Annotated in this window: 24 protein-coding genes; 19 read left to right on the forward strand and 5 right to left on the reverse strand. The window is 65.1% G+C overall.

Annotation, left to right across the window (positions count from 1 at the left end):
- Nucleotides 1–10 precede the first annotated feature (10 nt).
- The 7 genes from CH278_RS07870 to CH278_RS07900 all read left to right on the forward strand — a co-directional run bounded on the left by CH278_RS07870 (nucleotide 11) and on the right by CH278_RS07900 (nucleotide 6,984).
- Nucleotides 11–1,369: a salicylate synthase gene (locus CH278_RS07870; protein ID WP_032367544.1), complete on the forward strand. Its 1,359-nt coding sequence runs from the start codon at nucleotides 11–13 to the stop codon at nucleotides 1,367–1,369.
- Nucleotides 1,369–1,785, forward strand: coding sequence for an aspartate 1-decarboxylase (panD, locus tag CH278_RS07875; RefSeq protein ID WP_027495817.1), 417 nt, complete (start codon nucleotides 1,369–1,371; stop codon nucleotides 1,783–1,785). The genes CH278_RS07870 and panD overlap by 1 nt, the downstream gene beginning before the upstream one ends.
- Nucleotides 1,782–3,077, forward strand: a complete 1,296-nt coding sequence (locus CH278_RS07880; RefSeq protein ID WP_032407155.1) for a lysine N(6)-hydroxylase/L-ornithine N(5)-oxygenase family protein — start codon at nucleotides 1,782–1,784, stop codon at nucleotides 3,075–3,077. Before panD ends, CH278_RS07880 begins: the two co-directional genes overlap by 4 nt.
- Entirely contained in the window at nucleotides 3,074–4,147 is a 1,074-nt protein-coding gene (locus CH278_RS07885) for a FecCD family ABC transporter permease (RefSeq protein WP_094621592.1), read from the forward strand. Before CH278_RS07880 ends, CH278_RS07885 begins: the two co-directional genes overlap by 4 nt.
- A complete protein-coding gene (locus tag CH278_RS07890; protein WP_373557321.1) occupies nucleotides 4,144–5,205 on the forward strand; it encodes a FecCD family ABC transporter permease in 1,062 nt (353 codons plus the stop codon). Before CH278_RS07885 ends, CH278_RS07890 begins: the two co-directional genes overlap by 4 nt.
- The gene (locus tag CH278_RS07895; protein ID WP_094621593.1) at nucleotides 5,202–6,011 is read left to right on the forward strand and encodes an ABC transporter ATP-binding protein; all 810 of its coding nucleotides are present in this window, start codon (nucleotides 5,202–5,204) and stop codon (nucleotides 6,009–6,011) included. The genes CH278_RS07890 and CH278_RS07895 overlap by 4 nt, the downstream gene beginning before the upstream one ends.
- A 79-nt stretch (nucleotides 6,012–6,090) precedes the next feature.
- Nucleotides 6,091–6,984 carry a siderophore-interacting protein gene (locus CH278_RS07900; RefSeq protein WP_032374022.1) on the forward strand — a complete coding sequence of 298 codons (894 nt, stop codon included), beginning with the start codon at nucleotides 6,091–6,093 and terminating at the stop codon, nucleotides 6,982–6,984.
- Here CH278_RS07900 and CH278_RS07905 read toward each other — a convergent pair.
- Complete coding sequence (locus tag CH278_RS07905; RefSeq protein ID WP_094621594.1) at nucleotides 6,981–8,174, reverse strand: FAD-dependent monooxygenase; 1,194 nt, start codon at nucleotides 8,172–8,174, stop codon at nucleotides 6,981–6,983. The two genes, CH278_RS07900 and CH278_RS07905, sit on opposite strands and share 4 nt — an antisense overlap.
- Before the next feature lie 117 nt (nucleotides 8,175–8,291).
- Here CH278_RS07905 and CH278_RS07910 point away from each other — a divergent pair, with 117 nt between their 5' ends.
- The 3 genes from CH278_RS07910 to CH278_RS07920 are packed head-to-tail and all read left to right on the forward strand — an operon-like array spanning nucleotide 8,292 to nucleotide 11,956.
- Nucleotides 8,292–9,332 carry an iron ABC transporter substrate-binding protein gene (locus tag CH278_RS07910; protein WP_052053255.1) on the forward strand — a complete coding sequence of 347 codons (1,041 nt, stop codon included), beginning with the start codon at nucleotides 8,292–8,294 and terminating at the stop codon, nucleotides 9,330–9,332.
- 9 nt (nucleotides 9,333–9,341) lie between these two features.
- Nucleotides 9,342–10,904 carry an ABC transporter permease gene (locus CH278_RS07915; protein WP_256991754.1) on the forward strand — a complete coding sequence of 521 codons (1,563 nt, stop codon included), beginning with the start codon at nucleotides 9,342–9,344 and terminating at the stop codon, nucleotides 10,902–10,904.
- Nucleotides 10,905–10,906: 2 nt separating this feature from the next.
- Nucleotides 10,907–11,956, forward strand: coding sequence for an ABC transporter ATP-binding protein (locus CH278_RS07920; RefSeq protein ID WP_256983390.1), 1,050 nt, complete (start codon nucleotides 10,907–10,909; stop codon nucleotides 11,954–11,956).
- Nucleotides 11,957–12,007: 51 nt separating this feature from the next.
- Here the strand turns inward: CH278_RS07920 and CH278_RS07925 are convergent, their stop codons facing one another.
- Nucleotides 12,008–13,411 carry an MDR family MFS transporter gene (locus CH278_RS07925; RefSeq protein WP_027495827.1) on the reverse strand — a complete coding sequence of 468 codons (1,404 nt, stop codon included), beginning with the start codon at nucleotides 13,409–13,411 and terminating at the stop codon, nucleotides 12,008–12,010.
- 63 nt (nucleotides 13,412–13,474) lie between these two features.
- Here CH278_RS07925 and CH278_RS07930 point away from each other — a divergent pair, with 63 nt between their 5' ends.
- Nucleotides 13,475–14,359, forward strand: coding sequence for a phosphoribosylaminoimidazolesuccinocarboxamide synthase (locus CH278_RS07930; RefSeq protein ID WP_094621728.1), 885 nt, complete (start codon nucleotides 13,475–13,477; stop codon nucleotides 14,357–14,359).
- A complete protein-coding gene (locus tag CH278_RS07935; protein WP_094621596.1) occupies nucleotides 14,356–16,485 on the forward strand; it encodes a S9 family peptidase in 2,130 nt (709 codons plus the stop codon). The genes CH278_RS07930 and CH278_RS07935 overlap by 4 nt, the downstream gene beginning before the upstream one ends.
- Before the next feature lie 40 nt (nucleotides 16,486–16,525).
- Here CH278_RS07935 and CH278_RS07940 read toward each other — a convergent pair whose 3' ends face one another.
- Together CH278_RS07940 and CH278_RS07945 are read right to left on the reverse strand one after the other, a co-directional pair.
- Nucleotides 16,526–17,200, reverse strand: a complete 675-nt coding sequence (locus CH278_RS07940; RefSeq protein WP_027495830.1) for a response regulator — start codon at nucleotides 17,198–17,200, stop codon at nucleotides 16,526–16,528.
- The gene (locus CH278_RS07945; protein ID WP_228139393.1) at nucleotides 17,197–18,690 is read right to left on the reverse strand and encodes a sensor histidine kinase; all 1,494 of its coding nucleotides are present in this window, start codon (nucleotides 18,688–18,690) and stop codon (nucleotides 17,197–17,199) included. Before CH278_RS07945 ends, CH278_RS07940 begins: the two co-directional genes overlap by 4 nt.
- A 233-nt stretch (nucleotides 18,691–18,923) precedes the next feature.
- Between CH278_RS07945 and CH278_RS07950 the strand changes: the two genes are divergently transcribed.
- The 5 genes from CH278_RS07950 (at nucleotide 18,924) to CH278_RS07970 (ending at nucleotide 23,517) form a co-directional block, all read left to right on the forward strand.
- A complete protein-coding gene (locus CH278_RS07950; RefSeq protein ID WP_032367551.1) occupies nucleotides 18,924–20,324 on the forward strand; it encodes a cation:dicarboxylate symporter family transporter in 1,401 nt (466 codons plus the stop codon).
- A 131-nt stretch (nucleotides 20,325–20,455) separates the two neighbouring features.
- Complete coding sequence (locus CH278_RS07955) at nucleotides 20,456–20,965, forward strand: glutathione peroxidase (RefSeq protein WP_027495833.1); 510 nt, start codon at nucleotides 20,456–20,458, stop codon at nucleotides 20,963–20,965.
- A gap of 55 nt (nucleotides 20,966–21,020) precedes the next feature.
- Nucleotides 21,021–21,722 (forward strand): DUF2334 domain-containing protein, encoded by a 702-nt coding sequence (locus tag CH278_RS07960; protein WP_032367942.1) that lies wholly within the window; start codon nucleotides 21,021–21,023, stop codon nucleotides 21,720–21,722.
- A gap of 182 nt (nucleotides 21,723–21,904) precedes the next feature.
- Nucleotides 21,905–22,708, forward strand: coding sequence for a hydroxyethylthiazole kinase (gene thiM, locus CH278_RS07965; protein WP_094621729.1), 804 nt, complete (start codon nucleotides 21,905–21,907; stop codon nucleotides 22,706–22,708).
- A gap of 182 nt (nucleotides 22,709–22,890) precedes the next feature.
- Nucleotides 22,891–23,517, forward strand: a complete 627-nt coding sequence (locus CH278_RS07970) for an LppP/LprE family lipoprotein (RefSeq protein ID WP_094621730.1) — start codon at nucleotides 22,891–22,893, stop codon at nucleotides 23,515–23,517.
- On the opposite strand, the gene CH278_RS07975 is transcribed toward CH278_RS07970, so the two are convergent.
- Complete coding sequence (locus CH278_RS07975; RefSeq protein WP_032367483.1) at nucleotides 23,514–24,152, reverse strand: MBL fold metallo-hydrolase; 639 nt, start codon at nucleotides 24,150–24,152, stop codon at nucleotides 23,514–23,516. The genes CH278_RS07970 and CH278_RS07975 overlap by 4 nt on opposite strands.
- Nucleotides 24,153–24,252: 100 nt before the next feature.
- Here CH278_RS07975 and purS point away from each other — a divergent pair, with 100 nt between their 5' ends.
- Both purS and purQ read left to right on the forward strand, forming a co-directional pair.
- Nucleotides 24,253–24,489 (forward strand): phosphoribosylformylglycinamidine synthase subunit PurS, encoded by a 237-nt coding sequence (purS, locus tag CH278_RS07980; RefSeq protein ID WP_032371340.1) that lies wholly within the window; start codon nucleotides 24,253–24,255, stop codon nucleotides 24,487–24,489.
- Nucleotides 24,486–25,163, forward strand: a complete 678-nt coding sequence (gene purQ, locus CH278_RS07985; RefSeq protein ID WP_027495839.1) for a phosphoribosylformylglycinamidine synthase subunit PurQ — start codon at nucleotides 24,486–24,488, stop codon at nucleotides 25,161–25,163. Before purS ends, purQ begins: the two co-directional genes overlap by 4 nt.
- Nucleotides 25,164–25,175: the final 12 nt, after the last annotated feature.

The following is a 25,175-nucleotide window of genomic DNA, read 5'->3' on the forward strand; positions in this document are numbered from 1 at the left end:
TGCACACACAATGACCGTTGTCGAAGAAACGACGATGGACACGGCCGAGGGGACCGAACTGCAGCGGGGACTGCGTACGGTCGTCGCGTTGGCGGAGTCCGGATTGTTCGACGAGTACGTCGTGTACGAGGACCGGGGACGCTGGGTGTTCGCGGGCGGCGTGGTCGCTCGCATCGTGCTTCGGCCCCACCTCGTGACCACCACCTGGGGGGCCGGAGAACCGACCGAGCGGAGCTGGTCCGGTAACCCGGCAGCGGCCCTGAGCGAGGCGTGCACGGGCCTGACCCGAGAACAGTGGAACGCTTACGGATTCGTCGGTTTCGGGTTCGCAGAGCACCTGCACGACGTCGATCGGTCCACTGCCGCCGGGCGCGACGCCGACGACATCCTCGCGCACCTGGTGGTGCCCCGCGTCGAGGTCCGCTTCGGCCGCGAACACGATGCCGTCGAGGTGACCGGCAGCGACGAGGACCGCGCCTCGGTACTGGCCGCGCTCGACGCGATCGTCGGCGACGAGCTGCCGACCGTGCACGCTCTCGACGTCGGCGGAGATCTCGACGACTACCGCGGCCGCGTCGAACAGGCCGTAACGGAAATCCGACGGGGCGACTACGCCAAGGTCATTCTGTCCCGGAGCGTGCGTATCCCATTCGATCTCGACATGCCGGGCACCTACCGCGCCGGGCGTACGGCGAACACTCCGGCCCGCTCTTTTCTGCTGCATCTCGGCGATCTGCGTGCCGCAGGCTTCAGCCCGGAATTGGTCGCCTCCGTCGACGCACACGGGATCGTCACCACCGAGCCGCTCGCGGGAACGAGAGCGTTCGGACTCGGTTCCGATGCCGACTCGGCAGCGAAGTCCGATCTCGAACAGGATCCGAAAGAGATCACCGAACACGCTGTGTCCGTGCGTACCTCGTTCGAGGAACTCGAATCGATCGCCAGCCCGGGGTCGACGGCCGTCTCGGACTTCATGAGCGTGCGCGAACGGGGAAGTGTCCAACATCTCGCGTCCACCGTGCGCGCACGCCTGCGCGAGGACCTGTCCTGCTGGGATGCCTTCGGTGCCCTGTTTCCGGCCGTCACGGCGTCGGGGATCCCGAAGAAGGAGGCCATCGACGCCATCGGTCGGCTCGACGACTCACCGCGCGGCCTGTACTCCGGTGCCGTCGTGAAGGCATCGTCGACGGGAGAATTCGAAGCAGCACTCGTGCTGCGCGCCGTCTACGAGCAGCAGGGTTCCGCATGGCTGCGTGCCGGAGCCGGCATCGTCGGCCAGTCCAAGCCCGAACGTGAATTCGACGAGACCTGCGAGAAGCTCGCCAGCGTTGCCCCATATCTCGTCCGTAAGAAGGAGAACGACGCCTGATGCACCGCACCATGCTGGGTGGAAAGATCCACCGTGCCACTGTCACTCACGCCGATCTGCACTACGTCGGGTCCATCACGATCGATTCGACTCTGATGCAGGCGGCCGATCTGATCGAGGGCGAACAGGTCCACGTCGTCGACATCACCAACGGCGCTCGCTTGGTCACCTACGTGATCGAAGGCCATCCGGGATCCGGCGTGATCGGAATCAACGGTGCCGCGGCCCATCTGGTGTCTCCGGGTGATCTGGTGATCATCATGTCGTTCCGTCAGGTCGAGAACGCCGAGCTGCCCACACACAGTCCCTCCGTGGTGCACGTCGACTCGGACAACAGCATCGTTGCCCTCGGAGTGGACCCTGCCGAACCGGTCCCCGGTGCGCTCGATCAGATGTCGGGGGCGAGCATCCGATGAGCCCGAGCGACGACTACAGCAGCGACCTCGACGGCGAATACGACATCGTCGGAGTCGGCTTCGGGCCCTCCAACCTCGGCTTGGCCATCGCGATCGAGGAACACAATCGACAGTGTGCTCCGGCCGAGCGCCTGACGTCGTGCTTCGTCGAGTCGAAGGACGAGTTCGCTTGGCACCCCGGAATGTTGCTGCCGGGAACCACGATGCAGATCTCCTTCCTCAAGGACCTTGCCACCCAGCGCAATGCGAGCAGCGAGTACACGTTTCTGTCGTATCTCGCCGAACGGGGCCGGCTCAACCACTTCATCAATCTGCAGACGTTCTTCCCCAGCCGGCTCGAGTTCCACGACTACCTGTCCTGGGCCGCAGGCAAAGTCGACGCCGCGGTGCACTACGGCACGCGGGCGTCCGCGGTCGTCGACACCGGTGACGGTTACGGCGTCCGCACCGAGGGGCGGCGCACCGGGACCGTCCGCGGCCGCAACATCGTGCTCGCAGGCGGCCTGACCGCGGCCCTGCCGGACGGAGTCAGCGCGTCGGCGCGGCAATTCCACAATCACGACCTGCTCGGCCACCTCGACCGGCTGCCGTCGCGCACTCACCGCACGTTCGTCGTCGTCGGTGCCGGGCAGAGCGCAGCCGAAGTGGTCGACTACCTGCATTCGACCTATCCGGACGCGTCCGTGCATGCGGTACTGCGCAAGTACGGGTACAGTCCGGCCGACGACAGCCCCTACGCCAACCGCATCTTCGATCCGACCGCCGTCGACGACTTCTACTCGTCCTCGCATTCTCTGCGCGATCAGCTGCTGCACTATCACCGCGGAACCAACTACTCCGCCGTCGACTTGCCCCTGATCGAGGAGCTGTACGCGCGCGAGTATGCCGAGCGGGTCAGCGGACAGCGCCGGTTGTTCGTGCACGGAGCCTCCCGACTGGCCGATGTCACGGAGGAGGCGTCGGGCGTGCGGGCATCGGTGGAACACGGGCCGACAGGACTGGCCGAGGACGTGCTGTGCGACGCTGTCGTCTATGCCACCGGCTTCACGTCCCTCGATCTGCCCGACATCCTCGGGCCGTTGTTCGACGCCGTCGAATTCGATGCGCACGGTCCTCGCGTGACGCGGGACTACCGGCTCGTCACGCGTGGATCGACAGCGGGTTCGATCTACCTGCAGGGCGGCACCGAGCACACCCACGGTCTGACGTCCTCTCTGCTGTCCAACATCGCTGTGCGCAGCGGTGAGATCGTCAAGTCCGCGGTGGGTGCGAGGGTGCGTTCGGTGGTGTGAAATGGCGGGGTGTCACTGCGGGCGACGAGCCGGAACAGAGCGATGTTCCGGCTCTCGTCGGTGGTCTGGCCCGAACCGATGCCGGCAGGACCGCCGGTCTGATTCTCGTCGTCGTCGTCCTCGCGATTCTGTGCCTGGTGAGTATCGCTGTGGGAGCCGAGAACATCGCTGTCGGTGACGTGTGGCACGCACTGTGGTCTTCGAACGGTTCCACCGACGCGGTGATCGTCCGCGAGCTCCGAGTTCCACGGACCGTGCTCGGTGTGCTCGTCGGTACCGCGCTCGGCGTCGCGGGCGCGCTGATCCAGGCGATGACGCGCAACCCGTTGGCCGACCCGGGCATTCTGGGCGTCAATGCCGGAGCGGCACTCTTCGTCGCCTTCGCAGTCGGGGTGTTGGGCGTGACCGACGTTCGGTTCTATGTGTGGTTCGCGTTCGTCGGTGCCGTTCTCGCCACCGTCGCGGTGTACGCGCTGGGTTCGGTGGGACGAGCGGGTGCCACTCCGATTCGCTTGACGCTCTCCGGTATTGCCCTCGGTGCGGTGCTCGGCGGCGTCACCTCCGGGATGCTGCTGCTGGACCCGGACGCCTTCGCCAGGATGCGGTTCTGGGGCGCAGGCTCGTTGGCGGGTCGAGGCCTCGACATCGCGGCGGCGACCGGCCCGTTCGTCGTACTCGGACTGTGTCTTGCGGCGCTCGTCGCGCGTCCGCTCAATGCGATCGCACTGGGCGACGAGCTGGCCCGGTCGTTGGGAGCCAATGCGCTTCGGACGCGGACCGTCGGGGTCGTTGCGGTGACCCTGTTGGCCGGAGCAGCGACTGCGGCGGCGGGACCGGTCGGGTTCGTGGGGCTGATGGTGCCGCACATGGTGCGCTGGTTCGTCGGGCCGGACCAGCGTTGGATTCTGATCCACACCGTGTTCGCGGCACCGGCGCTGCTGTTGTTCGCCGACGTCGTCGGCCGAATCGTCATCGAGCCGGGGGAGTTGCAGGTCGGTATCGTCACCGCCTTCGTCGGGGCTCCCGTTCTGATCCTGTTGGTCCGCCGAAAGAAGGCGAGCGGGCTGTGATCCGGGCACCGCGCGCCGGGAACATCGACTTCGGCAGAAGGGTGTGGATCGTTCGCACAGTGCTGGGCGCACGAATCGACGTTTGTACGGTCCTCGTCTGCGCGGCCCTGCTGTTGCTGACAGCGGTTGTCGCCGTCCTCGCGATCGGCACCGGCGATTACCACGTTCCACCGGGCCAGGTGCTCGCAGCGGTGTTCGGCGACGCCCCGCGCATCACCGAGATCGTCGTGATGCAGTCGCGGTTCCCCCGGGTTGCGCTGGCATTCCTGTTCGGAGCTGCCCTGGGGGTGTCGGGTGCGATCTTTCAGTCGTTGACGCGAAATCCGTTGGGCAGCCCGGACATCATCGGCTTCTCGACCGGCGCGTACACCGGCGCTCTCGTCGTCATCCTGACGCTCGGCGGCGGTTACTACCGGACCGGAGCGGGCGCGCTCGTCGGCGGACTGGTGGCCGCCGCCGTGGTGTACGTGCTCGCCTACAAGCGCGGCGTGCAGGGCTTTCGATTGATCATCGTCGGTATCGCGGTCAGTGCCGTCCTGGCGTCCGTCAATACCTGGCTCGTGGTGAAAGCCGATGTCTCCGAGGCAATCGCAGCCGCCGTCTGGGGCGCGGGCACACTCAACGGGTTGGGGTGGCCGCAGGTGGTTCCCGTTCTCGTGGCCCTGGCTGTCGTCACCCCCGTGGCGGCGGCGCTGTCGACACGGCTACCGGTACTCGAGATGGGTGACGACGCGGCGAGAGCGCTCGGAATCCGCGTCGAGCCGACGCGTCTGATGCTGGTGATTCTCGGGGTCGCCCTCACGGCACTGGTCACGGCCGCAGCGGGGCCCATTTCGTTCGTTGCGCTCGCCGCGCCGCAGTTGGCTCGGCGACTCACCGGTACCTCGTCGGTGGCGATGGTGCCCGCGGCGTGCATGGGCGCTCTGCTCCTGATCGTCAGTGACGTTGCAGCGCAACGAGTGTTCGCGCCCACTCAACTTCCGGTCGGTGTGGTGACGGTTTGTGTGGGCGGCGCGTACTTCGTCTGGTTGTTGGCACGAGAAGGGCGGAAGCAATGACCACGAGGCCACGCCTGTACGCGGACGGCATCACCGTCGGATACGACAAACGAATCATCAGCGAGAAGCTGACGGTCGAGATTCCCGACGGCAAGTTCACCGTGATCGTCGGACCGAACGCCTGCGGCAAATCGACACTGTTGCGCGCGTTGTCGCGCCTGCTGAAGCCGACCGGCGGCACGGTATTGCTCGACGGCAAGTCCATCTCGTCGTACCCGGCGAAGGAGGTCGCCCGCCGACTCGGGCTCCTGCCGCAAACCTCCATCGCACCGGACGGCATCTCGGTGGCCGATCTCGTTGCGCGAGGCCGCTATCCGCATCAGAAGTTGATCCGGCAATGGTCCGTCGCGGACGAGGCCGCGGTGGTGGGGGCCATGACTGCGACCGGAGTGACGTCGCTGTCGGCCCGTCCGGTCGACGAGCTGTCCGGTGGACAGCGGCAAAGAGTGTGGGTGGCAATGGTTCTCGCGCAACAGACACCGCTGTTGCTCTTGGACGAGCCGACGACGTTTCTCGACATCGCGCACCAGATCGAACTTCTCGACCTGCTGGCGACGTTGAATCGGGACAACGGCAACACTCTCGTCGCGGTGTTGCACGATCTCAACCACGCATGTCGATACGCCGACCACATCATCGCGATGAAGGACGGCGCGGTGGTCACCGAGGGCCCACCGGCGGAGATCGTCACGGCCGACTTGGTCGAGGCGGTGTTCGGACTGCCGTGCCGCATCATCGACGATCCGGAATCGCACACTCCGTTGGTGATACCCAAGGTGGCCGCTGGCAGGCTAGGCAAGGCTTAGTTTAGAATTGACCAGAATTGCCGCCGAGTTAGCCTGAGGGTTCTCGCACAGTCGGACGAGAGATGTATCGAGGACGAAGATGACCGATCAGCAGCGTGGTTTCCACTACGCCGACGTCGTTGCGGTGGAGCAGCTCACCGTGCACATGGTGCGCGTCACCTTCGGCGGCGAGCACGTCGCCGGTTATCGCACGCTCGGAGCACCCGACGAGTGCGTCGGGGTCTACTTTCCGCGCGAAGGCGAGTCGGCACCGCCGCCGATGACCGAGGTCGACGGCCTGTGGTGGTTCCACGGCCTCGAGAACGCGCCGGAGGGCCGGAACTACACGATCCGACGCGTCGATCCCGATCGCGGACAGTTGACCATCGACTTCTTCGCACACGAGGGTGGCGTCGCGGCTACCTGGGCCCAGCAGGCCGCCCCCGGTCAGACGGTGCTCTTCACCCGTCCGCGGTCGTGGTACTCACCGCCCGCCGACGTCGATTGGCTGCTGCTGGTGGCCGATATGACCGGAGTTCCTGCGCTGGGGCGACTGATCGAACAGTTGCCCGCAGGCACCCGCGCACACGCGATCGTCGAGGTACTCGAACGCGGTGACATTCAGACGTTCGAGACAGCCGCCGACGTGACGTTCGATTGGCGTATCGGATCCGGAAACGGAGACAGCGCCAGCGTGCTCGACGACGCGGTGCTCGCCTACCCGTTGCCCGAGGGACGCGGTTACGTGTGGTTCGCCGCCGAGGCGTCGTCCTCGCGTCGGGTACGCAAGTACTTCCGCAAGGACTTGGGCTACGACAACAAGTATTTCGACATCATCGGCTACTGGCGCGCTGACTCGGAGAAGTGGCTCGAAAAGTACAAGCAGTACCAGGAGGAGGCGCTGGCCGTGTACAACGGCGTCATCGAATCCGGCCGCACCGAGCAGGAAGCCAGCGAGGCATTCGACGCGCTGCTCGAGCGGGTCGGGCTCTAACGCCGAAATTCGTAGTCGGGCAATTCCAGCGTCGCCGCGTCGGGACCTAGGAATTTGCTCGTGACCGCCTGGACCGGCTTCGATCCGGCCAGGCGCAACACGGTGCGAAAAGCAGCTACTCCCACAGTCGTTTTCGGATGCGCGACGCGAGGCACGCCGGGTGGAAGCTTCTGAGCCTGATTCACGAACGGCCGCATGCGCGCCTCGAAGGCCTCGAACCCGGCGCGATGATCGCGCGCTCGGGCGAGTTCCCCGGCGAGCACGTAGGCCCCGGTGACCGACAATGTGGTGCCCATCCCGCTCAATGGTGTTGCGCACCAAGCAGCGTCGCCCAGCATGCCGATTCTGCCGTTCGACCAGCGTGGGGCCTGCACCTGGGCCAGGTAGTCGACGTAGAGCTCCGAATCCGGTCCGAGCGAGTCGAGAATTCGGGGCACTTCCCAGCCGACGTCGGCGAACGTCGCTCGCAAGGCGGCCACGACTTCTTCGGTGGACGCGCCTTCGTACCCGCCGTCGTCGGACACCCAGGACAGGCTGAAACGCGTCGTGCCGAGGTTGTCCGGGCGCAGATTGGCGACCCTGGATCCGGGGGCGTTGTACCAGCGCCACCAGCCGTCGTCACTCGGTCCCTTCGGCAAGACCCCGTAGGCGGTGTACAAGCCGACTGGCGTGGTCTCCGCCTCGGCAGGAAACGCCAGTTCTCTGCTACTGGAACGGATCCCGTCGGCGAACAGGACGAGGTCGAACCTCTCCGCTGCGTTCGACGCGAACGTGACATCGACGCCGTCGGCATCCTGAGCCACGTCGACGACGCGATCGCCGTACCGGTACTCGGTTCGCGGACCGGCTGATTCGACGAGAATCCGCGCGAACTCGCCGCGCAGAATCTCCATCTCCGCCGTCGGTCCGTCGTGTGATCCGTCTCCGGCCGGAAAGGCCGCGATGGTGGCGTCGGAATCGTCGACGAATCTGGTGCCCTTCTCGGTGGTGCCGTTGGCCAGCAGGGTCTGCTCCAGGCCCATGCGCCGCAGCACCTCGCGTCCACTACCGCGGACGTCGATGTTCTGGCCGCCCAAACGCAGCTGCGGACTGCGCTCGACGACGACGACGTCGTATCCCGCTCTGTCGAGCCAGTAGGCGACGGTGGGGCCGGCGATGCTGGCACCGGTGACGAGCACGCGTTCGGTCATCGGGCGGGAATGCCCGGGCGGCCGGTCGTTCAATCCGGGGGGGAAAAGTAGCTGAGCCTCACCTTGGTGGTGTACTTTCTCGAATTGTCCGTTTGACCCGTTTTCGTCAGGAGAACCGTGTTCACCGTTCGCCGTCTGGCGCTGCTCTCGTGCAGTGCAACCCTTGCCCTCGGTTTGGTCGCCTGCAGCTCTTCGGACTCCGGTGACACCACCTCCACCTCCGAGTCCGCCACCGCAGAGTCCGCCCTGGTGGTGTACTCCGGCCGCGGTGAAGAACTCGTCGACCCCCTGATCGAACGCATCGGCGGCGGCATCGAGGTCGACTATTCGGGCAACACCAACGCCCAGGCCGCGAAGATCCTCGAAGAGGGCGACGCGACGCCGGCCGACGTCTTCTACGGCCAGGATGCAGGTGCACTGGGGGCCCTCGACGAAGCAGGGGCGCTCGCACCGCTGCCCGAGGACATCCTCGCGCTCGTTCCCGAGCAGTACCGCGGCACCGACGGCACCTGGGTCGCCACGTCCGCACGGGCCCGCGTGCTGGCCTACAACTCCGATTCGGTGCAGGCAGCAGACCTGCCCACCGGTATCGACGGACTGCTCGACCCACGCTGGCGCGGACAGATCGGCTACGCACCGACCAACGCATCGTTCCAGGCGTTCGTCACCGCATTGCGCGTGCAGCGCGGCGAGGAGGGTGCTCGCACCTGGCTCGAAGGATTCGTCGCCAACGAGCCGGTCGCGTTCGAGGGCAACGGTCCGCTGCTGACCGCCGTCAACGACGGGCAGGTCGCCACGGGACTGCTCAACCACTACTACTGGTACCCGTTCAAGGACGAGAACGGTGCCGACGCTCCCGTCGAGCTGCACTACTTCGAGCCCGGCGACCCCGGCGCATTGATCAACGTCGCCGGTGCCGGTGTGCTGGCGGCGTCGGACAACCAGGAAGCGGCATTCGATTTCGTGCGCGAGCTGCTCTCGACCGAATCGCAGACGTACTTCGCCAACGAGACCGCCGAATACCCCGTCATCGACGGCGTCACGTCCGACTACGACCTGCCGCCGCTGTCGGACCTGGGCTCGACCGACCTCGACCTGGGCCGGCTCTCGTCCCTCGAAGCCACGCAAACCCTGCTCACCGACGTCGGAATCATCTAGTCGGTGTTCGTGTCCGCACTCCAGCCGCTTCTGCGGCGCCACTTCGGCGGTCGTCCCGTTCTCGGGACGGCCGCGTTGTGCGTGGGAGCGCTGACGCTGACACCCTTGGTGTACCTGTTCGTTCGAGCGTTCGACGGCGGAACCGAGAAGGTACTGCGGCTGCTCCTGCGGCAACGCACCCTCGACCTCGTTGTCCGGACGGCCACGCTCGCTCTCACCGTCGTGGTCGCCTCCGTCGTGGTGGGCACGCTGCTCGCCTGGTTGACCGTCCGAACCGATCTACCGGGTCGACGCATCTTCGCGATGATCCTCGCAGCCCCACTCGCCATCCCGTCCTACGTGTCCGGTTATCTGTGGATCGCTGAATTTCCCTCCCTTGCAGGATTTTCCGGTGCTGCGCTGGTGCTCACGTTGTCGTGCTTCCCGCTGGTGATGTTGCCGGTGTCCGCGGCGTTCGCCACCGCGGACCCGTCGTTGGCCGAAGTGTCCCGCACCCTCGGCCGCGGGGCGGTACGCACCGCACTGACCGTCGAGTGCCGTCGCGTCGTTCCGGCTGCGGCAGCAGGCGCGCTGCTGGTGGCGCTGTACACCATCAGTGACTTCGGGGCGGTGGCACTGATGCGGTACGACGCCTTCACTCTTGGCATCTACAGCGCCTACCGCGGCGGGCTCGATCGCACCGCGGCCGCTGTTCTCGGGTTGGTCCTCGTGGTGGGCGCGTTGGTGTTGACCCTCCTCGAACGGCGTGCTCGACGCGGGGCCACGGCGCGCGTGGGATCGGGTACCGACCGGATGGCCGAGCCTGTGGTTCTTGGCCGGTGGCGCGTGCCTGCTCTGGCCGTTATCGTTGCAGCCCTCGGTGTTTCGGTGCTGGTACCGATTCTGGCCCTGGCGCGATGGCTCAGTCGATCGCTGCGCTTCACCGTCGACTGGGCGGACGTGCTGGCTGTCAGCGCCAAGACAGTTCAGTACTCGGCGACTGCTGCTCTGGTGGTAGCCGTGCTTGCGTTGCCGGTGGCGTTGTTCGCGGCCCGGTCCACGTCCCGCAGTGCGCGCACCGCCGAGTTGTCCACGTACATTGCGCACGGTCTCCCGGGTATCACCGTGGGACTGGCGACGGTGTTTCTCGGAATCAGATTTCTGCCGTCGTTCTATCAGACCGCGGTGCTGCTGGTGCTGGCGTACGTGGTGCTGTTCCTGCCGTTGGCCGTCGGCAGCACCCGATCGGTCGTCGACGCCACTCCGGTTGTGCTCGAGGATGTTTCACGGACCCTCGGTGCCGGGCGAGTGCGCGCCGACCTGCGGGTGACGATTCCTGTCGCCGCGCCCGGCATCGCGGCCGGAGCCGCCCTGGTGTTCCTGACCGTCGCCAAGGAATTACCGGCGACGTTGATGCTGCGTCCCCGCGGTGTGGACACGCTCGCGACCACGCTGTGGTCCACCACCGAGGCATTCCGCTACGGCGAGGCAGCCCCTTACGCCCTCGCGTTGATCCTGATCTCTGTGGTCCCGACGATCGTCCTGACTCGGGCGCTGCGGCGTACGACGCGAAAGCGAGTGACACTGTCATGAGCATGGTGATGTCCGATCTCGTTGCCTCGTACGGCAGTACGACGGTGCTGCACGGAATCGATCTCGACCTCGGCGACGGTGAGATGCTCGCCGTTCTCGGACCCTCAGGCTGCGGCAAGACGACTCTGCTGCGATCGATCGCAGGCCTGCACCGTATCGACGCGGGCCGCATCACCGCCGACGGGCGCGACCTCTCCGTCGCCGGGCGTGTTCAGGTGCCACCGGAGAAGCGGGGAGTAGGCCTGATGCCGCAGGAAGGTGGACTGTTTCCACATCTGACGGTGCGCCGAAACATCGAATTCGGTTTGCGCACAGGGTTCGTGCGGCCGTACCTGTCGGGCCGAGCCGAACGGGCCCGACGCGTCGACGAGATGCTCGAGCTCGTCGGACTGCCCGACGCCGGTGCGGTTCGACCCAGCGAACTCTCGGGCGGGCAGCAGCAGCGGATCGCGTTGGCGCGCGCGTTGGCCCCGGCTCCGTCGGTGGTGTTGATGGACGAGCCGTTCGCTGCTCTCGATGCAGGTCTGCGGACCTCGATTCGGCAGGACGTGCGAGAGTTGTTGCTCACCAGCAAGACCGCGTCGATTCTCGTCACCCACGATCGGGCCGAGGCTCTGGGCACCGCGGATCGGGTTGCGGTTCTGCTGGGCGGGCGCTGTGCGCAGGTCGATACGCCGCGTGCACTGTACGAGCGGCCCACCACGCCGGCTGTGGCGAGCTTCGTCGGCGACGCCTATTACGTCGACGCTGCCGCGCGCGACGGTTGGGTCGACACCGTTCTCGGTCGTCTCGAATCCACCACCAGGGCAACGGGTATGGGGCAGGTCTTGCTCCGGCCCGAACAGTTGGTGGTCTCGGAGCGCGAGGACGGCGAATTTCTCGTCGAACACGAAGTGTTCACCGGCCCCGAATGCTCGGTCACTGTGCGACACCGCGATACCGGGCTCCGGCTGCGCGTCGTCGCTCGGGCCTGCGACCGATTCGCTCCCGGTACAGCCGTGAAGGTCTCGGTGACCTCACCGGTGCACTGGTTTCCGCGTTCGGTGCGTTGATGCCGTGACGCAGGGTTCCGGTCGCGGTACGCGGCGGGACCAGTGGGCGAGTTATCGGGCCGTGCGCCTGGGCATGAACACCGCAGCGACAGTCATCAGGACGGCGGCGACCAGCACTCCGATGAAGACCAGATGGATGGCGTCGGACAGTTGTTCGGGTTCTGGATCTCCGGACACACGGGCGTTGACGATGGCACCGAACACCGCGACGCCGACGGCGCTACCGAGTGAACGGGCGAACATGTTGGTGGAGGTGACGACGCCGCGTTCGGCCCACTCGACGCTCGACTGTGCGGCGATCAAGGTGGGGCTCGCGATCAACCCCATGCCGAGGCCGATGACGAAGCACATCGCCGCGACGTGCCAGATCTGCGAATCGGCGTCGAGCAGAGTCGTCAGTGCCGTACCCACGATCCCGATCGAACCGCCGACCACTGCCGTCGTGCGGAAGCCGAAGCGCAGGTACACCCGCCCGGACTGGGATGCCGCGATCGGCCAGCCGAGGGTCAGCGTGGACAGCGAGAAGCCGGCGATGATGGCTCCGGTGCCGAACACGCCCTGTACGAAGGTCGGGACGTAGGACGTCAGTCCCAGGATCAATGCGCCGACGAGCAACGAGATGAAGCTGCTGACCACAAGCACCCGCCGGGTGAACACCCACAGCGGCAGGATCGGCTCCTCGGCGCGGGACTCGACCCATGCGAACACCGCCAGCAGTAGGAAGCCCACGACGAAGATCGCGATGCTGATCGGCGAACCCCAGGCCCAGGACTGGCCGCCTTCGAGCAGGCCGAGGAGCACCATCGTCGCGCCGACGGTGAGCAGAGCGGCACCGAGGTAATCGATCTTCGGCTTGGCGCGTTCGACAGCGCCTTCCTCGAACTTGCGCAGCAACATGAACGCCGCCACCGCGCACAGCGGAATGTTGATGAAAAAGATCCACCGCCACGACAGGTACTCGGAGAAGACGCCACCGAGGGCGGGGCCGAGCACCGAAGAGATCGCCCACACGCTGGCCAGGTAGCCCTGCACCTTGGCGCGCTCGGGCAGCGTGTAGATGTCGCCCGCGATGGTGATGGACATCGGCTGGACGGCACCCGCGCCGAGTCCCTGAATCGCGCGGAAAGCAATCAGAGCAGGCATGCTCCACGCCAGGCCGCACAGAATCGAGCCCAGGCAGAACACCGCGATGCCGAACACCATGATCTTCTTGCGCCCGAACAGATCGGACAATTTGCCGTAGAGCGGCACCGAGACAGCCTGTGCCAGCAGGTAGATCGAGAACAACCACGGGAACTGCGCAAACCCGCCGAGGTCGCCGACGATGGTGAGCACCGCAGTGGCGATGATCGTCGCGTCCAGCGCAACCAGCGACGAGCTGAGCATCAGCGCGATCAGGATGGGACCGCGTTCGGAGCGGAATCCGATGTCCGGGGTCGATTCGGTCGTTGCCATTGCTACTCATTGTGATCCCTGCCCGCCGACGTGGCGGCACCGGCCCAGATAGTGTTGAGCCTCGTGCGACCATCACTGAGTAGCTACGAGCATCTGGCCGGCGGCAAGGTCCGCGATCTGTACACGATCGACGACGCGCATCTGCTGCTCGTCGCGAGCGATCGAATTTCGGCCTACGACCACATCCTCGACACCCCGATCCCGGACAAGGGACGTGTGTTGACGGCGATGAGCGTGTTCTTCTTCGAGGAGCTCGGCGGCGTCAATCACCTGGCCGGTGATCCGCTCGACGAACGCATCCCCGCCGAACTGATCGGCCGCGCCCTGGTGGTGAAGAAGCTGAACATGGTGCCGATCGAGTGCGTTGCTCGCGGCTATCTCACCGGATCCGGGTTGGCGGATTACAACGCGACCGGTGCCGTGTGCGGCGTCGAACTGCCGCCCGGCCTGATCGAATCGAGCAAACTCGACGAGGTCATCTTCACTCCTGCCGCCAAGGCCGAACTGGGCGAGCACGACGAGAACATCACGTTCGACCAGGCCGTCGAACTGGTTGGTGCCGAGCTGGCCTTCAAACTCCGCGAAGACACCATCGAGATCTATTCGCGTGCAGCCAACTTCGCTCTGGAACGCGGAATCATTCTCGCGGACACCAAGTTCGAGTTCGGGACCGATGCCGACGGCAACCTCGTTCTCGCCGACGAGGTGCTCACCCCCGATTCCTCGCGCTACTGGCCTGCCGATTCGTACGAAGAGGGTCGCGTTCAGCCCAGTTTCGACAAGCAGTTCGTTCGCGACTGGCTGACCGGCGAATCCGGCTGGGACCGAGCGTCCGACACCCCACCGCCACCGTTGCCCGACGACGTCGTCGCCGCAACGCGCAGCCGCTACATCGAGGCCTACGAGCGCATCTCGGGCCTGAACTTCGACGATTGGGTCACGCCATGACGATCACCCCTCCCATTGCCAAGAAGGTGCCGCAGGGGCGCACCCATCACGGCGACACGTTCATCGACAACTACGAGTGGTTGCGCGCCAAGGAAGACCCCGAGGTGATCGCCTACCTCGAAGCCGAGAACGCGTACACCGAGCAGCAGACGGCCGGACTGGAAGCACTCCGCGGCAAGATCTTCGACGAGATCAAATCGCGCACCCAGGAGACCGACCTGTCCGTGCCGACGCGCATGGGCCAGTGGTGGTATTACTCGCGCACCGTCGAGGGTAAGTCGTACGGCCTCCAATGCCGTTGCCCCGTCGACTCTCCCGACGACTGGACACCGCCGACGCTGTCTTCCGACGTGGACGTGCCGGGGGAGCAGATCCTGCTCGACGCCAACGTCGAGGCGGAGGGTCACGACTTCTTCTCGCTCGGGGCATTCTCGATCAGCCTCGACGGCACGTTGCTGGCGTATTCCACCGACACCGAGGGCGACGAGCGGTACACGCTGCGTTTCAAGAACCTCGAGACCGGTGAACTGCTCGCCGACACCATCGAGAACGTCGCGCCGGGTGCCACCTGGACCGCCGACGCCACGCATGTCTTCTACCTGACGGTCGACGAGTCCTGGCGTCCCGACACCGTCTGGCGGCACACCCTCGGTAAGGCCGAGGACGTCAAGGTCTTCCACGAGCCCGACGAGAGCTACTGGGTCGGATTCGGTTCCACCCGTAGCGAGAAGTACCTGATGATCTGGGTCGGCTCGAAGATCACCTCCGAGTGCCTCGTCCTCGAATCCACCGATCCCGAGGGCGAATTCCGCGTCGTGCTGCCGCGCACGGACGGCATCGAGTACAGCATCGAACACGCCGTCGTGGCCGGTGAGGATCGCTTCCTGATCACCCACAACGGCTCGGTCAACGGCTGGGGCACCGAGGGGGAGAAGGCCGAGAACTTCCTGCTCGCCGAGGCCCCGGTCAGCGATCCACTCGATCAGCGCATTCTGGTTCCGAATCAGAGCGACGTCCGAGTCGAGGACATCGACGCCTTCGCCGGCCACCTGATCTTCACCTACCGCCGAGAAGCGTTGACCCGCATGGCGATCTGGCCGCTGACCGACGAGGGATACGGCGAATACCGCGAGCTCGAGTTCGACGAGGAGCTCTATTCGGTCGGAGCCGGCTCGAACCCGGAGTGGGACCAGCCCCTGCTGAGGATGGTCTACACCTCCTTCATCACGCCCGGTCAGGTCTACGACCTGGATATCGCGAGCGGGGAATTGCTGCTCCGCAAATCGCAGCCGGTTCTCGGTGAGTTCGACGCCGGCGACTATGTGCAGCACCGAGAGTGGGCGACCGCGCCGGACGGAACACAGATTCCGCTGTCGGTCATCGCTCGCAAGGACGTCCCCGAGGGGCCTGCTCCCACGCTGCTGTACGGCTACGGATCGTACGAGGCATCGATGGACCCGTCGTTCTCGGTAGCGCGTCTGTCCCTGCTCGACCGCGGCATCGTCTTCGTCGTCGCACACGTGCGCGGCGGCGGTGAGATGGGTAGGCACTGGTACGACCAGGGCAAGACACTGCAGAAGAAGAACACGTTCACCGACTTCATCGCTGCGGCACAGCATCTGATCGACACCGGCCGTACCTCACCGAAGCATCTGGTCGCCGACGGCGGTAGCGCAGGTGGTCTGCTGATGGGAGCGGTGGCCAACCTCGCACCCGAGCTGTTCAACGGCATCCTGGCCAACGTGCCGTTCGTCGACCCACTCACCTCCATCCTTGACCCGTCGCTGCCGTTGACGGTCATCGAATGGGACGAGTGGGGTAACCCGTTGGCGGACAAGGAGGTGTACGACTACATGAAGTCGTACAGCCCCTACGAGAACGTCGAGGCCAAGGACTACCCGTCGATCCTCGCGATCACGTCCATCAACGACACCCGCGTCCTGTACGTCGAACCGGCCAAATGGGTTGCGGCCCTGCGTGCCACGAAGACCGGGGACTCGGACCTGCTGCTCAAGACCGAAATGAGCGCCGGACACGGCGGAGTCAGCGGACGCTACGAGAAATGGAAAGAAGCGGCCTTCGAGTACGCGTGGATCGTGAGTGCGGCTGGCGCCGCAGTGGAGTGATCAAGCGCCCCAGGGGGCACTCAACCACACCACTGGCGCGTCAGCGCCACACATAGCGGACCTGCGGTCGCCCGGCTTTGCCGTATTCGGTGTGCCGGGTGACCAGGCCGTCGTCGGCCAGTCGTTCGAGGTAGCGCCAGGCCGTCACCCGGGATACGCCGACAACCTTGGCCGCCTCGGAGGCGTTGAGGCCGTCGACGGATTGCTTGACGCTGGCGGTGATGCCGTCCATCGTCTGTGGGGCAATGCCTTTGGGGGTGGAGACGCGTTCGTCGGCCGTGCGTAGATGCGCCATCGCACGGTCGATGTCTCGCTGACTGGACGCGTTCTCGCCGGCGGGTAGTGCATCGTGGAATTCGCGATAGCGCTCGAGCTTGTCGCGGAACGCAGCGAACGTGAACGGTTTGAGCAGATACAGCACGATGCCGTGCGCCACTGCCGAACGCACCACCGACAGATCACGTTCGGAGGTGATGGCAATGACGTCGGGGCTCGGACGTAGACCGCCGAGCGCCGCAGCGACGTCGATGCCACTGGCGTCGGGCAGGCCGATGTCCAGCAACACCAGATCGACGGGTTCGGTGCTGGCGAATCGCATGGCCGCAGCGCCGGTGTGTGCGACGCCGGCCACGTCGAAACCGGGCGTCCGCTCCACGTACGTCTTGTGTGCCTCGGCGATGAGCGGTTCGTCGTCGACGATCAGTACTCGGATCACGACGTCGCTCCCGGGATGGTCGCAACCAACACCGACCCGTACGTCACTTCCGAGGTCAACGTGCCACCGTGCCGCGTGATCACCTGCGTCACGAGCGCGAGGCCGAGTCCGCGAGATCCGGATTTGGTCGAATATCCGCGCCGGAGAGCAGCTTTCAAGGTTTCCGGTGGCATGCCGGGACCACTGTCGGCCACCCGGACGACGAGTTCACCGTCGGCGTCGCGGACCGTCACTTCGACCCACGGCTGGTCGGATTCTTTCGAGGCATCGATCGCATTGTCTATCAGATTGCCTACCAGCGTCACCAATTCGCGAGCAGTCAGAACCCCTTCGTGTTCCATCGCCGTGTCGTCGGTGATCGTCAGCTCGACGCCCTGTTCGGCGGCCTGGCTGACCTTGCCGAGCAACAGCGCCGCGAGCGCAGGTTCGCCGACCGCGTTCATCAACCGGTCGATGAGAGTCTGCGAGAGTTCGAGATCGGCCGTCGCGAATTCTACAGCTTCTTCGGGCCGACCGAGCTCGACCATCGTGATGACCGTGTGCAACCGATTCGCCGCCTCGTGCGCCTGCGAGCGCAGTGACTCCGCGAAACTGCGCACCGAATCCAATTCGCCCATCAACGAACGCAACTCGGTCTGATCGCGAATCGTCAGGACGTTACCCAGGCGTTTGCCCTCCCACATGACCGGATCCTGGTTGACGACGAGTACACGATCTTTCGTCAGATGCAGCTCACCGCGGACGATTCCGGTGTCCATCTGTTGCATAGACTCCGGCAACGACGTCAGCGATACCGGCCCGTCCGGTAGGTCGAGAAGGCGTCGGGCCTCGTCGTTGACCAGCTCCGCCTCGTCGCTGCGTCCGAACACCAACAGACCCTCGCCGATGGAATGCAGAACGGCGTCGTGATGCTCGTACATCGTCCGCAATTCGGCCGGAGCCATCCCCAAAGTCTGACGCCGTAGCCGGCGGCTGAGCAGCGTCGAACCGGCCGCAGCGACGACGAAGGCCGCGAGCACGACGGCGAGGATCAACGGCAGGCCTTGCAGGAACTGATCGCTGATCTTCTGGCGGGTGACTCCGGCAGACACGAGACCGACGATCTCGCCGTCGGTATCGGTGACGGGTGTGACCGCCCTGATCGACGGGCCGAGAGAGCCCACGTACGTCTCGGTGAACGTCTCGCCGAGCAGTGCGCGATCGATGTTGCCGCTGAACGGTTTACCGATCAGGTCGACGGTGGTGTGCGTGAAGCGGGTGCGATCGGGAGCCATGACGACGATGAAATCGACCCCGGTGACCTGCCTGATCTTCTCCGTTTCCGGCTGCAGACGAGACGTCGGGTCGTCGGATTCGATGGCCAGCGGCGTCGACGGTTCGTTGGCGATACTCACCGCGATCGCCGTCACCTCACGTCGGGTGGCGTCGTCGCTGTTGGACCTCTCGTTGAGGATCGTCAGGATCCCGCCGGCGAGAACGACGACGGCCATCACGACCAGTTGCAGGACCAATACCTGGCCCGCCACACTCAGCGGCCGCTTCGAGGACAACACATTCCTTTCGGACAAGAAACATCGATGTGAACAGAATGAACGTATAGGTGACTCCAGTCACTGGGTGCAGCAACATCATCTCTCAGCAGGGGTGACCCACCTCACTCCACTCCGGCGATCACGAAGCCACCAGCCACATTCACGCACCACCGGAACACTAAGGAACGTCCATGACTATCAGCACCGACGCTGAGCGGAACGACAATCCGTCGTCCGAGCCGAAGAAGAAGCGCGACAGAACGCACTGGCTCTACATCGCGGTGATCATCGCCGTCATCGCCGGCATCATCGTCGGGTTGGTGGCCAAGGATTTCGCGTCCGACCTGTCGATCCTCGGCACGCTCTTCGTCAGCCTGATCAAGATGATGATCAGCCCGGTCATCTTCTGCACCATCGTCCTCGGCATCGGGTCGGTACGCGCCGCAGCCAGCGTCGGCCGAGTCGGCGGCCTGGCGCTCGCTTACTTCATCGGCATGTCGACCATCGCCCTCGGTATCGGCATGGTTGTCGGCAACCTCATCAAGCCCGGTGACGGACTGAACATCACGCCGAACGACGCCGGACTCAAGCTCGCCGACACCGCCCACGAGGCCGGCGGGACGATGGACTTCATCGCAGGCATCATTCCGACATCGCTGCTTTCGTCGCTGACGGCCGGTTCTGTTCTGCAGACGCTGTTCGTCGCCATCCTCGTCGGTTTCGCACTGCAGGCCATGGGCAAGCAGGGTGAAGGCATCCTCAAGGGCATCGGCGCAGTACAGAAGCTCGTCTTCCGCATCCTGACGATGATCCTGTGGCTCGCCCCGATCGGTGCCTTCGGTGCCATCGCCGGTGTCGTCGGCAAGACCGGCTTCGACGCAGTGATTCAGCTCGGCACTCTGATGCTGGCCTTCTACATCACCTGCTTCATCTTCGTCTTCTTCTTCCTCGGCCTGATTCTCAAGTTCGTCTCCGGCTTCTCGATCTTCAAGCTGGTCAAGTACCTGGCCCGGGAGTACCTGCTCATCGTTGCCACGTCGTCCTCCGAATCGGCCCTGCCGCGTCTGATCGCCAAGATGGAGCACGTCGGAGTCGAGCGCACCACCGTCGGCATCGTCGTCCCCACCGGTTACTCGTTCAACCTCGACGGCACCGCGATCTACCTGACCATGGCCTCGATCTTCATCGCCGACGCCATGAACATGCCGCTCTCCATCGGGGAGCAGTTCTCGCTGCTGCTGTTCATGATCATCGCCTCCAAGGGCGCAGCCGGAGTGTCCGGAGCAGGCCTGGCGACTCTCGCCGGCGGCCTGTCGAGCCACCGCCCGGAACTGCTCGACGGTGTTCAGCTCATCGTCGGAATCGACCGCTTCATGTCCGAAGCCCGCGCCGTCACCAACTTCTCGGGTAACGCCGTTGCCACCTTGCTGGTCGGCACCTGGACCAAGACGATCGATAAGGATCGGGTCAACACGGTGCTCGACGGCAACCTGCCGTTCGACGAGGAGACCATGGTCGACGACCACCTCCCCGAGGACGAGCGACCCGCCGACAAGCAGGTCATCATCGAAAAGAACGCCGCCAAGGCATAAGAACCTGCCGGGCGACGCGCATCCCCCCGTCGCCCGGTTCGGAAGAACGCAAGTACGGCCCTGCCACCAGCGGGGTCGTACTTGCTTTTGTGCGTCGGTTCCATTCTGTCGGTACTCACAGGTAAGTTCGGATGATGACTGAAGTTCAGAACATCGGCATCAACACGCTGGGTGGTGCGCCCACCTCGCTCGACGAGTACGCCGGACGGGCCGTCCTCGTGGTCAATGTCGCATCCAAGTGCGGACTGACCCCGCAGTACGAAAAGCTGGAGAAGCTCGCCAACGAGTACTCCGCCAGTGGCCTGTCGGTCGTCGGGGTGCCGTGTAACCAGTTCGGTGGCCAAGAGCCCGGCACCGCCGAAGAAATCGAAACTTTCTGCTCCACCACGTACGGCGTCACGTTCGCGATGACCGAGAAGGTCGACGTCAACGGTGACAACCGGCACCCCCTCTACGCCGAACTGACCAAGACCGAGGACGCCGACGGCACCGCCGGAGACGTTCAGTGGAACTTCGAGAAGTTCCTGATCTCCCCGGATGGCGTCGTCACCAACCGGTTCCGCCCGCGCACCGAGCCGGACGCACCCGAGGTGCTCGCCGCGATCGACAAGATCCTGCCGAAGGAAACGATCGCCGTTTAGCTTCTGTCTGCATCGACGTCGAGCCTCGTTCACGCTGGTGTGCGAGGCTCGAGTCATGTCTGGACGCCTGATCGTGTCGGTGAGCGGAATCAAGAACGACACCTACGAGCACGCCGCCGAGTTCGCGCGAGAACTCGACGGACGGGGCGTCCCGCTGTCGCTGCTCGTCGCACCGCGGCTGAAAGACAAATACCGGCTCGCAGCCGACGTGCCCACCCAGGAATGGCTGCGGACGCGACGCGACGGAGGCGACGCCATCGTTCTGCACGGCTACGACCAGGCCGCGACGAAGCGTCGACGCTCCGAATTCTCTGCACTGCCGCGTCACGAAGCTCGACTGCGCTTGATGGCCGCCGACCGCGTCATGGAACAGACCGGCCTGCGTACCCGAGTGTTCGCCGCTCCGCGCTGGATCGCCTCACCCGGAGCCATCGAGGCGCTCCCGGATGCAGGATTCCGAATGATCGCCTCACTCAACGGTATTCACGACCTCGACCGCGACGGCACCATCCGCGCCCGGGTCTGGGGAATCGGCGAAGGCTTCAAAGCCGAACCCTGGTGGTTCAAAGCACTCGTACTCGGCGCCGGTCGCACCGCCCGACGCGGGGGAGTGGTGCGCCTGGCCATCAGCGCCAAACAACTCGGACGCCCCGCGCCGCGACAGGCAATCCTCGATGCCATCGACCTCTCCCTGCACCACAACGCCGCAGCCGGAGTCTACGAATGGATCCCGCGCACCAAAACTCGTGTGGCCTGACTCCTCGCTGCCTCACCCTGCCCCGCCCCAACCCCCGCCCCGCCCCCGGCTTGCTCTGTACCTCCAATTGGGATCAATGTGGCTTTCAGTCACTCAGATTGCAAGAAAGGCGCATTGATCCGAAGGGGGTGGGGTGGTCCATTGACGCGAACGGGGTGGGAGCGGTCGTAGACTCGACAGCGATGAATGCCTCGAGTGTGACCCTGGACGACATCGTTGCCGCGCATCGACTGCTGCGTGATCGCAATCCGCTGGTGCAGTGTCTGACCAATACGGTGTCGGTGCAATTCGTCGCAAATGCCCTGCTCGCGGCAGGTGCGGCTCCGGCGATGGTCGACAATCCGGAGGAAGCGGCCGGCTTTGCCGAGATCGCCGACGCGGTGCTGGTCAATCTCGGAACTCCGACGGCGGCGCAGGTGGAAAGTTCTCGTCTGGCGTCCGCTGCCGCGCGAGCAGCGGGGAAGCCGTGGGTACTCGACCCGGTGGGAGCGGGCGGGCTGCCGTGGCGAACCCAGGTCGCGGTGGAACTACTTGCCAATCGGCCCAACGTGATTCGCGCAAATGCTTCCGAGGTGATGGGACTCGCGGGCGCCGAGGGTGGATCGAGAGGCGTGGATTCGTCTGCGCACGTGGCGGATTCCGTCGACGCGGCGCGTTCTCTCCTCGACCGCGCCGAGGTCGTAGCGGCCTCGGGCGAGGTCGACCACATCTTCGCGCAAGGCTCGACGGTGAAGATCGGCGGCGGAAGCGCACTGCTGCAACGAGTTACGGCCACCGGATGCGCGTTGGGTGCGCTGACGGCTGCGTACTGTTCCGTTTCTCCGTCTGCGTTGATCGGTGCCGTCGCCGCGCACGCGCACGTGGCGGTCGCGTCGGAGATTGCGGCTCGCTCGACGTCGCGTCCGGGTACCTTCGCTGCTGCATTCTTGGACGGACTCGACGCGGTGGACGAGTCGGCACTGCAGGAATTGGTTCGGCTCGACTGACGAGTGCAACTGGCGCTCCACTCTGTGGCGGCTTCCGCTGAAATACCGCGGAGCGAGCGAACAGTGGAGCAGAAGTTGCCTGCGCCGGCAGGGTTCAGGCCCCTTGATCGAAATGTGATGTAACGGAACGCGTTTGCGAGTGGACATACCTGACGTCGGGCAAATCGAACCAGGTGGTCTTCATGAAACGACTTCTGCTCCTCGCAGTCGGTGCAACAGCTCTCGTCGCGTGCGGCGGATCGGAGCAAGGAACGCCGTCGGCAGCACCGTCCTCGGCCGTTCCGACGACCACAGCGACGAGCTTGGCACCGCTGACACCCGCCCCGGCCACCGTGACCGAGGGAGCGCAGCCGCAGCGAACGCCACCCGAGGAGGCCAGCGACCTGGTTCCCATGGGTCCGTCGGAAGCCGAGCCGCTGTGCCTGGATCTGACGTGGGGGCCGGTACCGCAGGCGGTGGACTCGCTGCCGCTCGTGTTCGCAGATTCACCGTGGGTCGCCACCGACATGGGCGATCCCTGTGCGTCGTTCACCTGGGTCGAAGCCCTCCCGTACGGCGCGACGGTCAGCTCGCCGACGCATCTGCTCTTCTTCCACGACGCCGAGTACCTCGGCACCGCGACGCTGGAGCCGTACGGGTTCACGTCGGTGGCGGCACAGTCCGCCGACACGATCACAGTGAACTACCGCTGGCCACTCGCCGATGACGCCAATGCGAACCCGACCGGCGGACCGGCGACGATCGACTACCAGTGGGAAGGAACGCAAGTGACCATGATCGGCACCCTCCCGCCCGAGGTCACCGGCTAGATCGAGACGGACGATTCCTCGGGGAGTTCGCGGATTTCGGCGTCGGACATCTCCTTGAAGCGTCCGTAGTAGATGCCCCTCGCCTGTTCCGCGACGACGGCCTGGTGAATGGGGAACGCCATCCTCGGTGCCACCGCACGGAGGAATTCGACCGTCTCGGACAGCTTCGACCACGGCGCTGCCGCGGGCAATGCCAGTACCTCGACCTGTTGCTCGGGAACGAACAACGAGTCACCCGGATGGAACAGTTGCCCCGGGTTCTCCGGAGTACCGAGCAGATAACCGGTGTTGTCGATCTCCGGCAATTCCGGATGGATGACGGCGTGCGTGCCGCCGACTCCGGTGACGGTGATGCCGCCCACGGAGAAGTCCTTGCCCGCCGGGGCCGCGATCCATTTCCCTCCGAGCTGGCCTGCCGTCATGGGATCGGCGTGCAGCTCGGCGCGGGGATTGGCGTCGAGAAGCGCGGGAAGTCGCTGCAGATCAACATGATCCGGGTGCTGGTGAGTGACCAGGATGGCGTCGAGCCCGGTGATGCCCTCGAATCCGTGAGAGAACGTGCCGGGATCGAACAGCACCGTGGTGCCGTTGAGTTCGACCAGAACGCAGGAATGTCCGAAGTGTGTCAGCCGCATGCACTCCACAGTAAGCGCGGTTTCGCTCCGCTGGCCAGGGCTGCGTAGACTCCCACCTGCCGGTAACTGTCTTGCTGTACGTATTTCAAGGAGCGCTTTCGTGGCCCGAGTCGTAGTCGATGTCATGCCCAAGGCCGAGATTCTCGATCCGCAGGGTCAGGCCATCGCAGGTGCGCTGGGCCGGCTGGGAATCTCCGGTGTGTCCGATGTGCGTCAGGGCAAGCGCTTCGAGCTGGAGATCGACGATTCCGTCGACGACGCCGAACTCGAGAAGATTGCCGAATCGCTGCTCGCCAACACGGTGATCGAGGACTGGAAAGTGACTCGCATCTCATGAGCGCCCGCGTAGGAGTCATCACGTTCCCCGGAACTCTCGACGACGTCGACGCATCCCGCGCCGTGACTCTCGCCGGCGGCGAGGCCGTCAGCCTGTGGCACGCCGACGCCGATCTGAAGAACGTCGACGCCATCGTCGTCCCCGGCGGATTCTCATACGGCGACTATCTGCGAGCCGGTGCGATCGCCCGCTTCGCTCCCGTGATGGAGTCAGTGGTCAAGGCGGCAGAGGGCGGGATGCCGATCCTGGGGATCTGCAACGGTTTTCAGGTGTTGTGCGAGGTCGGACTGCTTCCCGGAGCGTTGACGCGCAACGAGGGCCTCCATTTCGTGTGCCGCGACCAATGGTTGAAGGTCGAGAATGCCGGCACGGCATGGTCGTCGCGATACGAGCAGGATGCCGAGATCCTGATTCCGGTCAAGAACGCCGAGGGCCGATTCCAGGCATCGCAGAGCGTGCTCGACGAGCTCGAAGGTGAAGGCCGCGTCGTGTTCCGCTACAGCGGGAGCAACCCCAACGGGTCGCAGCGCGGTATTGCCGGAATCTCGTCGGCAAACGGTCGGATCGTCGGCCTGATGCCCCATCCCGAGCACGCCACCGAGCCGTTGACCGGCCCGAGCGACGACGGGCTCGGCATCTTCTACTCGGCACTGGACGCGATCGTCAACGCCTGATTTTCGTGTCGG

It is taken from the genome of Rhodococcus sp. 05-2254-5 (assembly GCF_002258575.1).
GTDB lineage: Bacteria > Actinomycetota > Actinomycetes > Mycobacteriales > Mycobacteriaceae > Rhodococcoides > Rhodococcoides fascians.

Coding starts and splice junctions, on each gene's coding strand:
- CH278_RS07950 (WP_032367551.1), top strand. CDS start 18,924: ATGACTATCAGCACCGACGCTGAGCGGAACGACAATCCGTCGTCCGAG.
- CH278_RS07925 (WP_027495827.1), bottom strand. CDS start 13,411: ATGGCAACGACCGAATCGACCCCGGACATCGGATTCCGCTCCGAACGC.
- CH278_RS07920 (WP_256983390.1), top strand. CDS start 10,907: ATGGTGATGTCCGATCTCGTTGCCTCGTACGGCAGTACGACGGTGCTG.
- CH278_RS07880 (WP_032407155.1), top strand. CDS start 1,782: ATGAGCCCGAGCGACGACTACAGCAGCGACCTCGACGGCGAATACGAC.
- CH278_RS07970 (WP_094621730.1), top strand. CDS start 22,891: ATGAAACGACTTCTGCTCCTCGCAGTCGGTGCAACAGCTCTCGTCGCG.
- CH278_RS07905 (WP_094621594.1), bottom strand. CDS start 8,174: ATGACCGAACGCGTGCTCGTCACCGGTGCCAGCATCGCCGGCCCCACC.
- panD (WP_027495817.1), top strand. CDS start 1,369: ATGCACCGCACCATGCTGGGTGGAAAGATCCACCGTGCCACTGTCACT.
- CH278_RS07935 (WP_094621596.1), top strand. CDS start 14,356: ATGACGATCACCCCTCCCATTGCCAAGAAGGTGCCGCAGGGGCGCACC.
- CH278_RS07945 (WP_228139393.1), bottom strand. CDS start 18,690: ATGGCCGTCGTCGTTCTCGCCGGCGGGATCCTGACGATCCTCAACGAG.
- CH278_RS07960 (WP_032367942.1), top strand. CDS start 21,021: ATGTCTGGACGCCTGATCGTGTCGGTGAGCGGAATCAAGAACGACACC.
- purQ (WP_027495839.1), top strand. CDS start 24,486: ATGAGCGCCCGCGTAGGAGTCATCACGTTCCCCGGAACTCTCGACGAC.
- CH278_RS07870 (WP_032367544.1), top strand. CDS start 11: ATGACCGTTGTCGAAGAAACGACGATGGACACGGCCGAGGGGACCGAA.
- CH278_RS07975 (WP_032367483.1), bottom strand. CDS start 24,152: ATGCGGCTGACACACTTCGGACATTCCTGCGTTCTGGTCGAACTCAAC.
- CH278_RS07955 (WP_027495833.1), top strand. CDS start 20,456: ATGATGACTGAAGTTCAGAACATCGGCATCAACACGCTGGGTGGTGCG.
- thiM (WP_094621729.1), top strand. CDS start 21,905: ATGAATGCCTCGAGTGTGACCCTGGACGACATCGTTGCCGCGCATCGA.
- CH278_RS07900 (WP_032374022.1), top strand. CDS start 6,091: ATGACCGATCAGCAGCGTGGTTTCCACTACGCCGACGTCGTTGCGGTG.
- CH278_RS07895 (WP_094621593.1), top strand. CDS start 5,202: ATGACCACGAGGCCACGCCTGTACGCGGACGGCATCACCGTCGGATAC.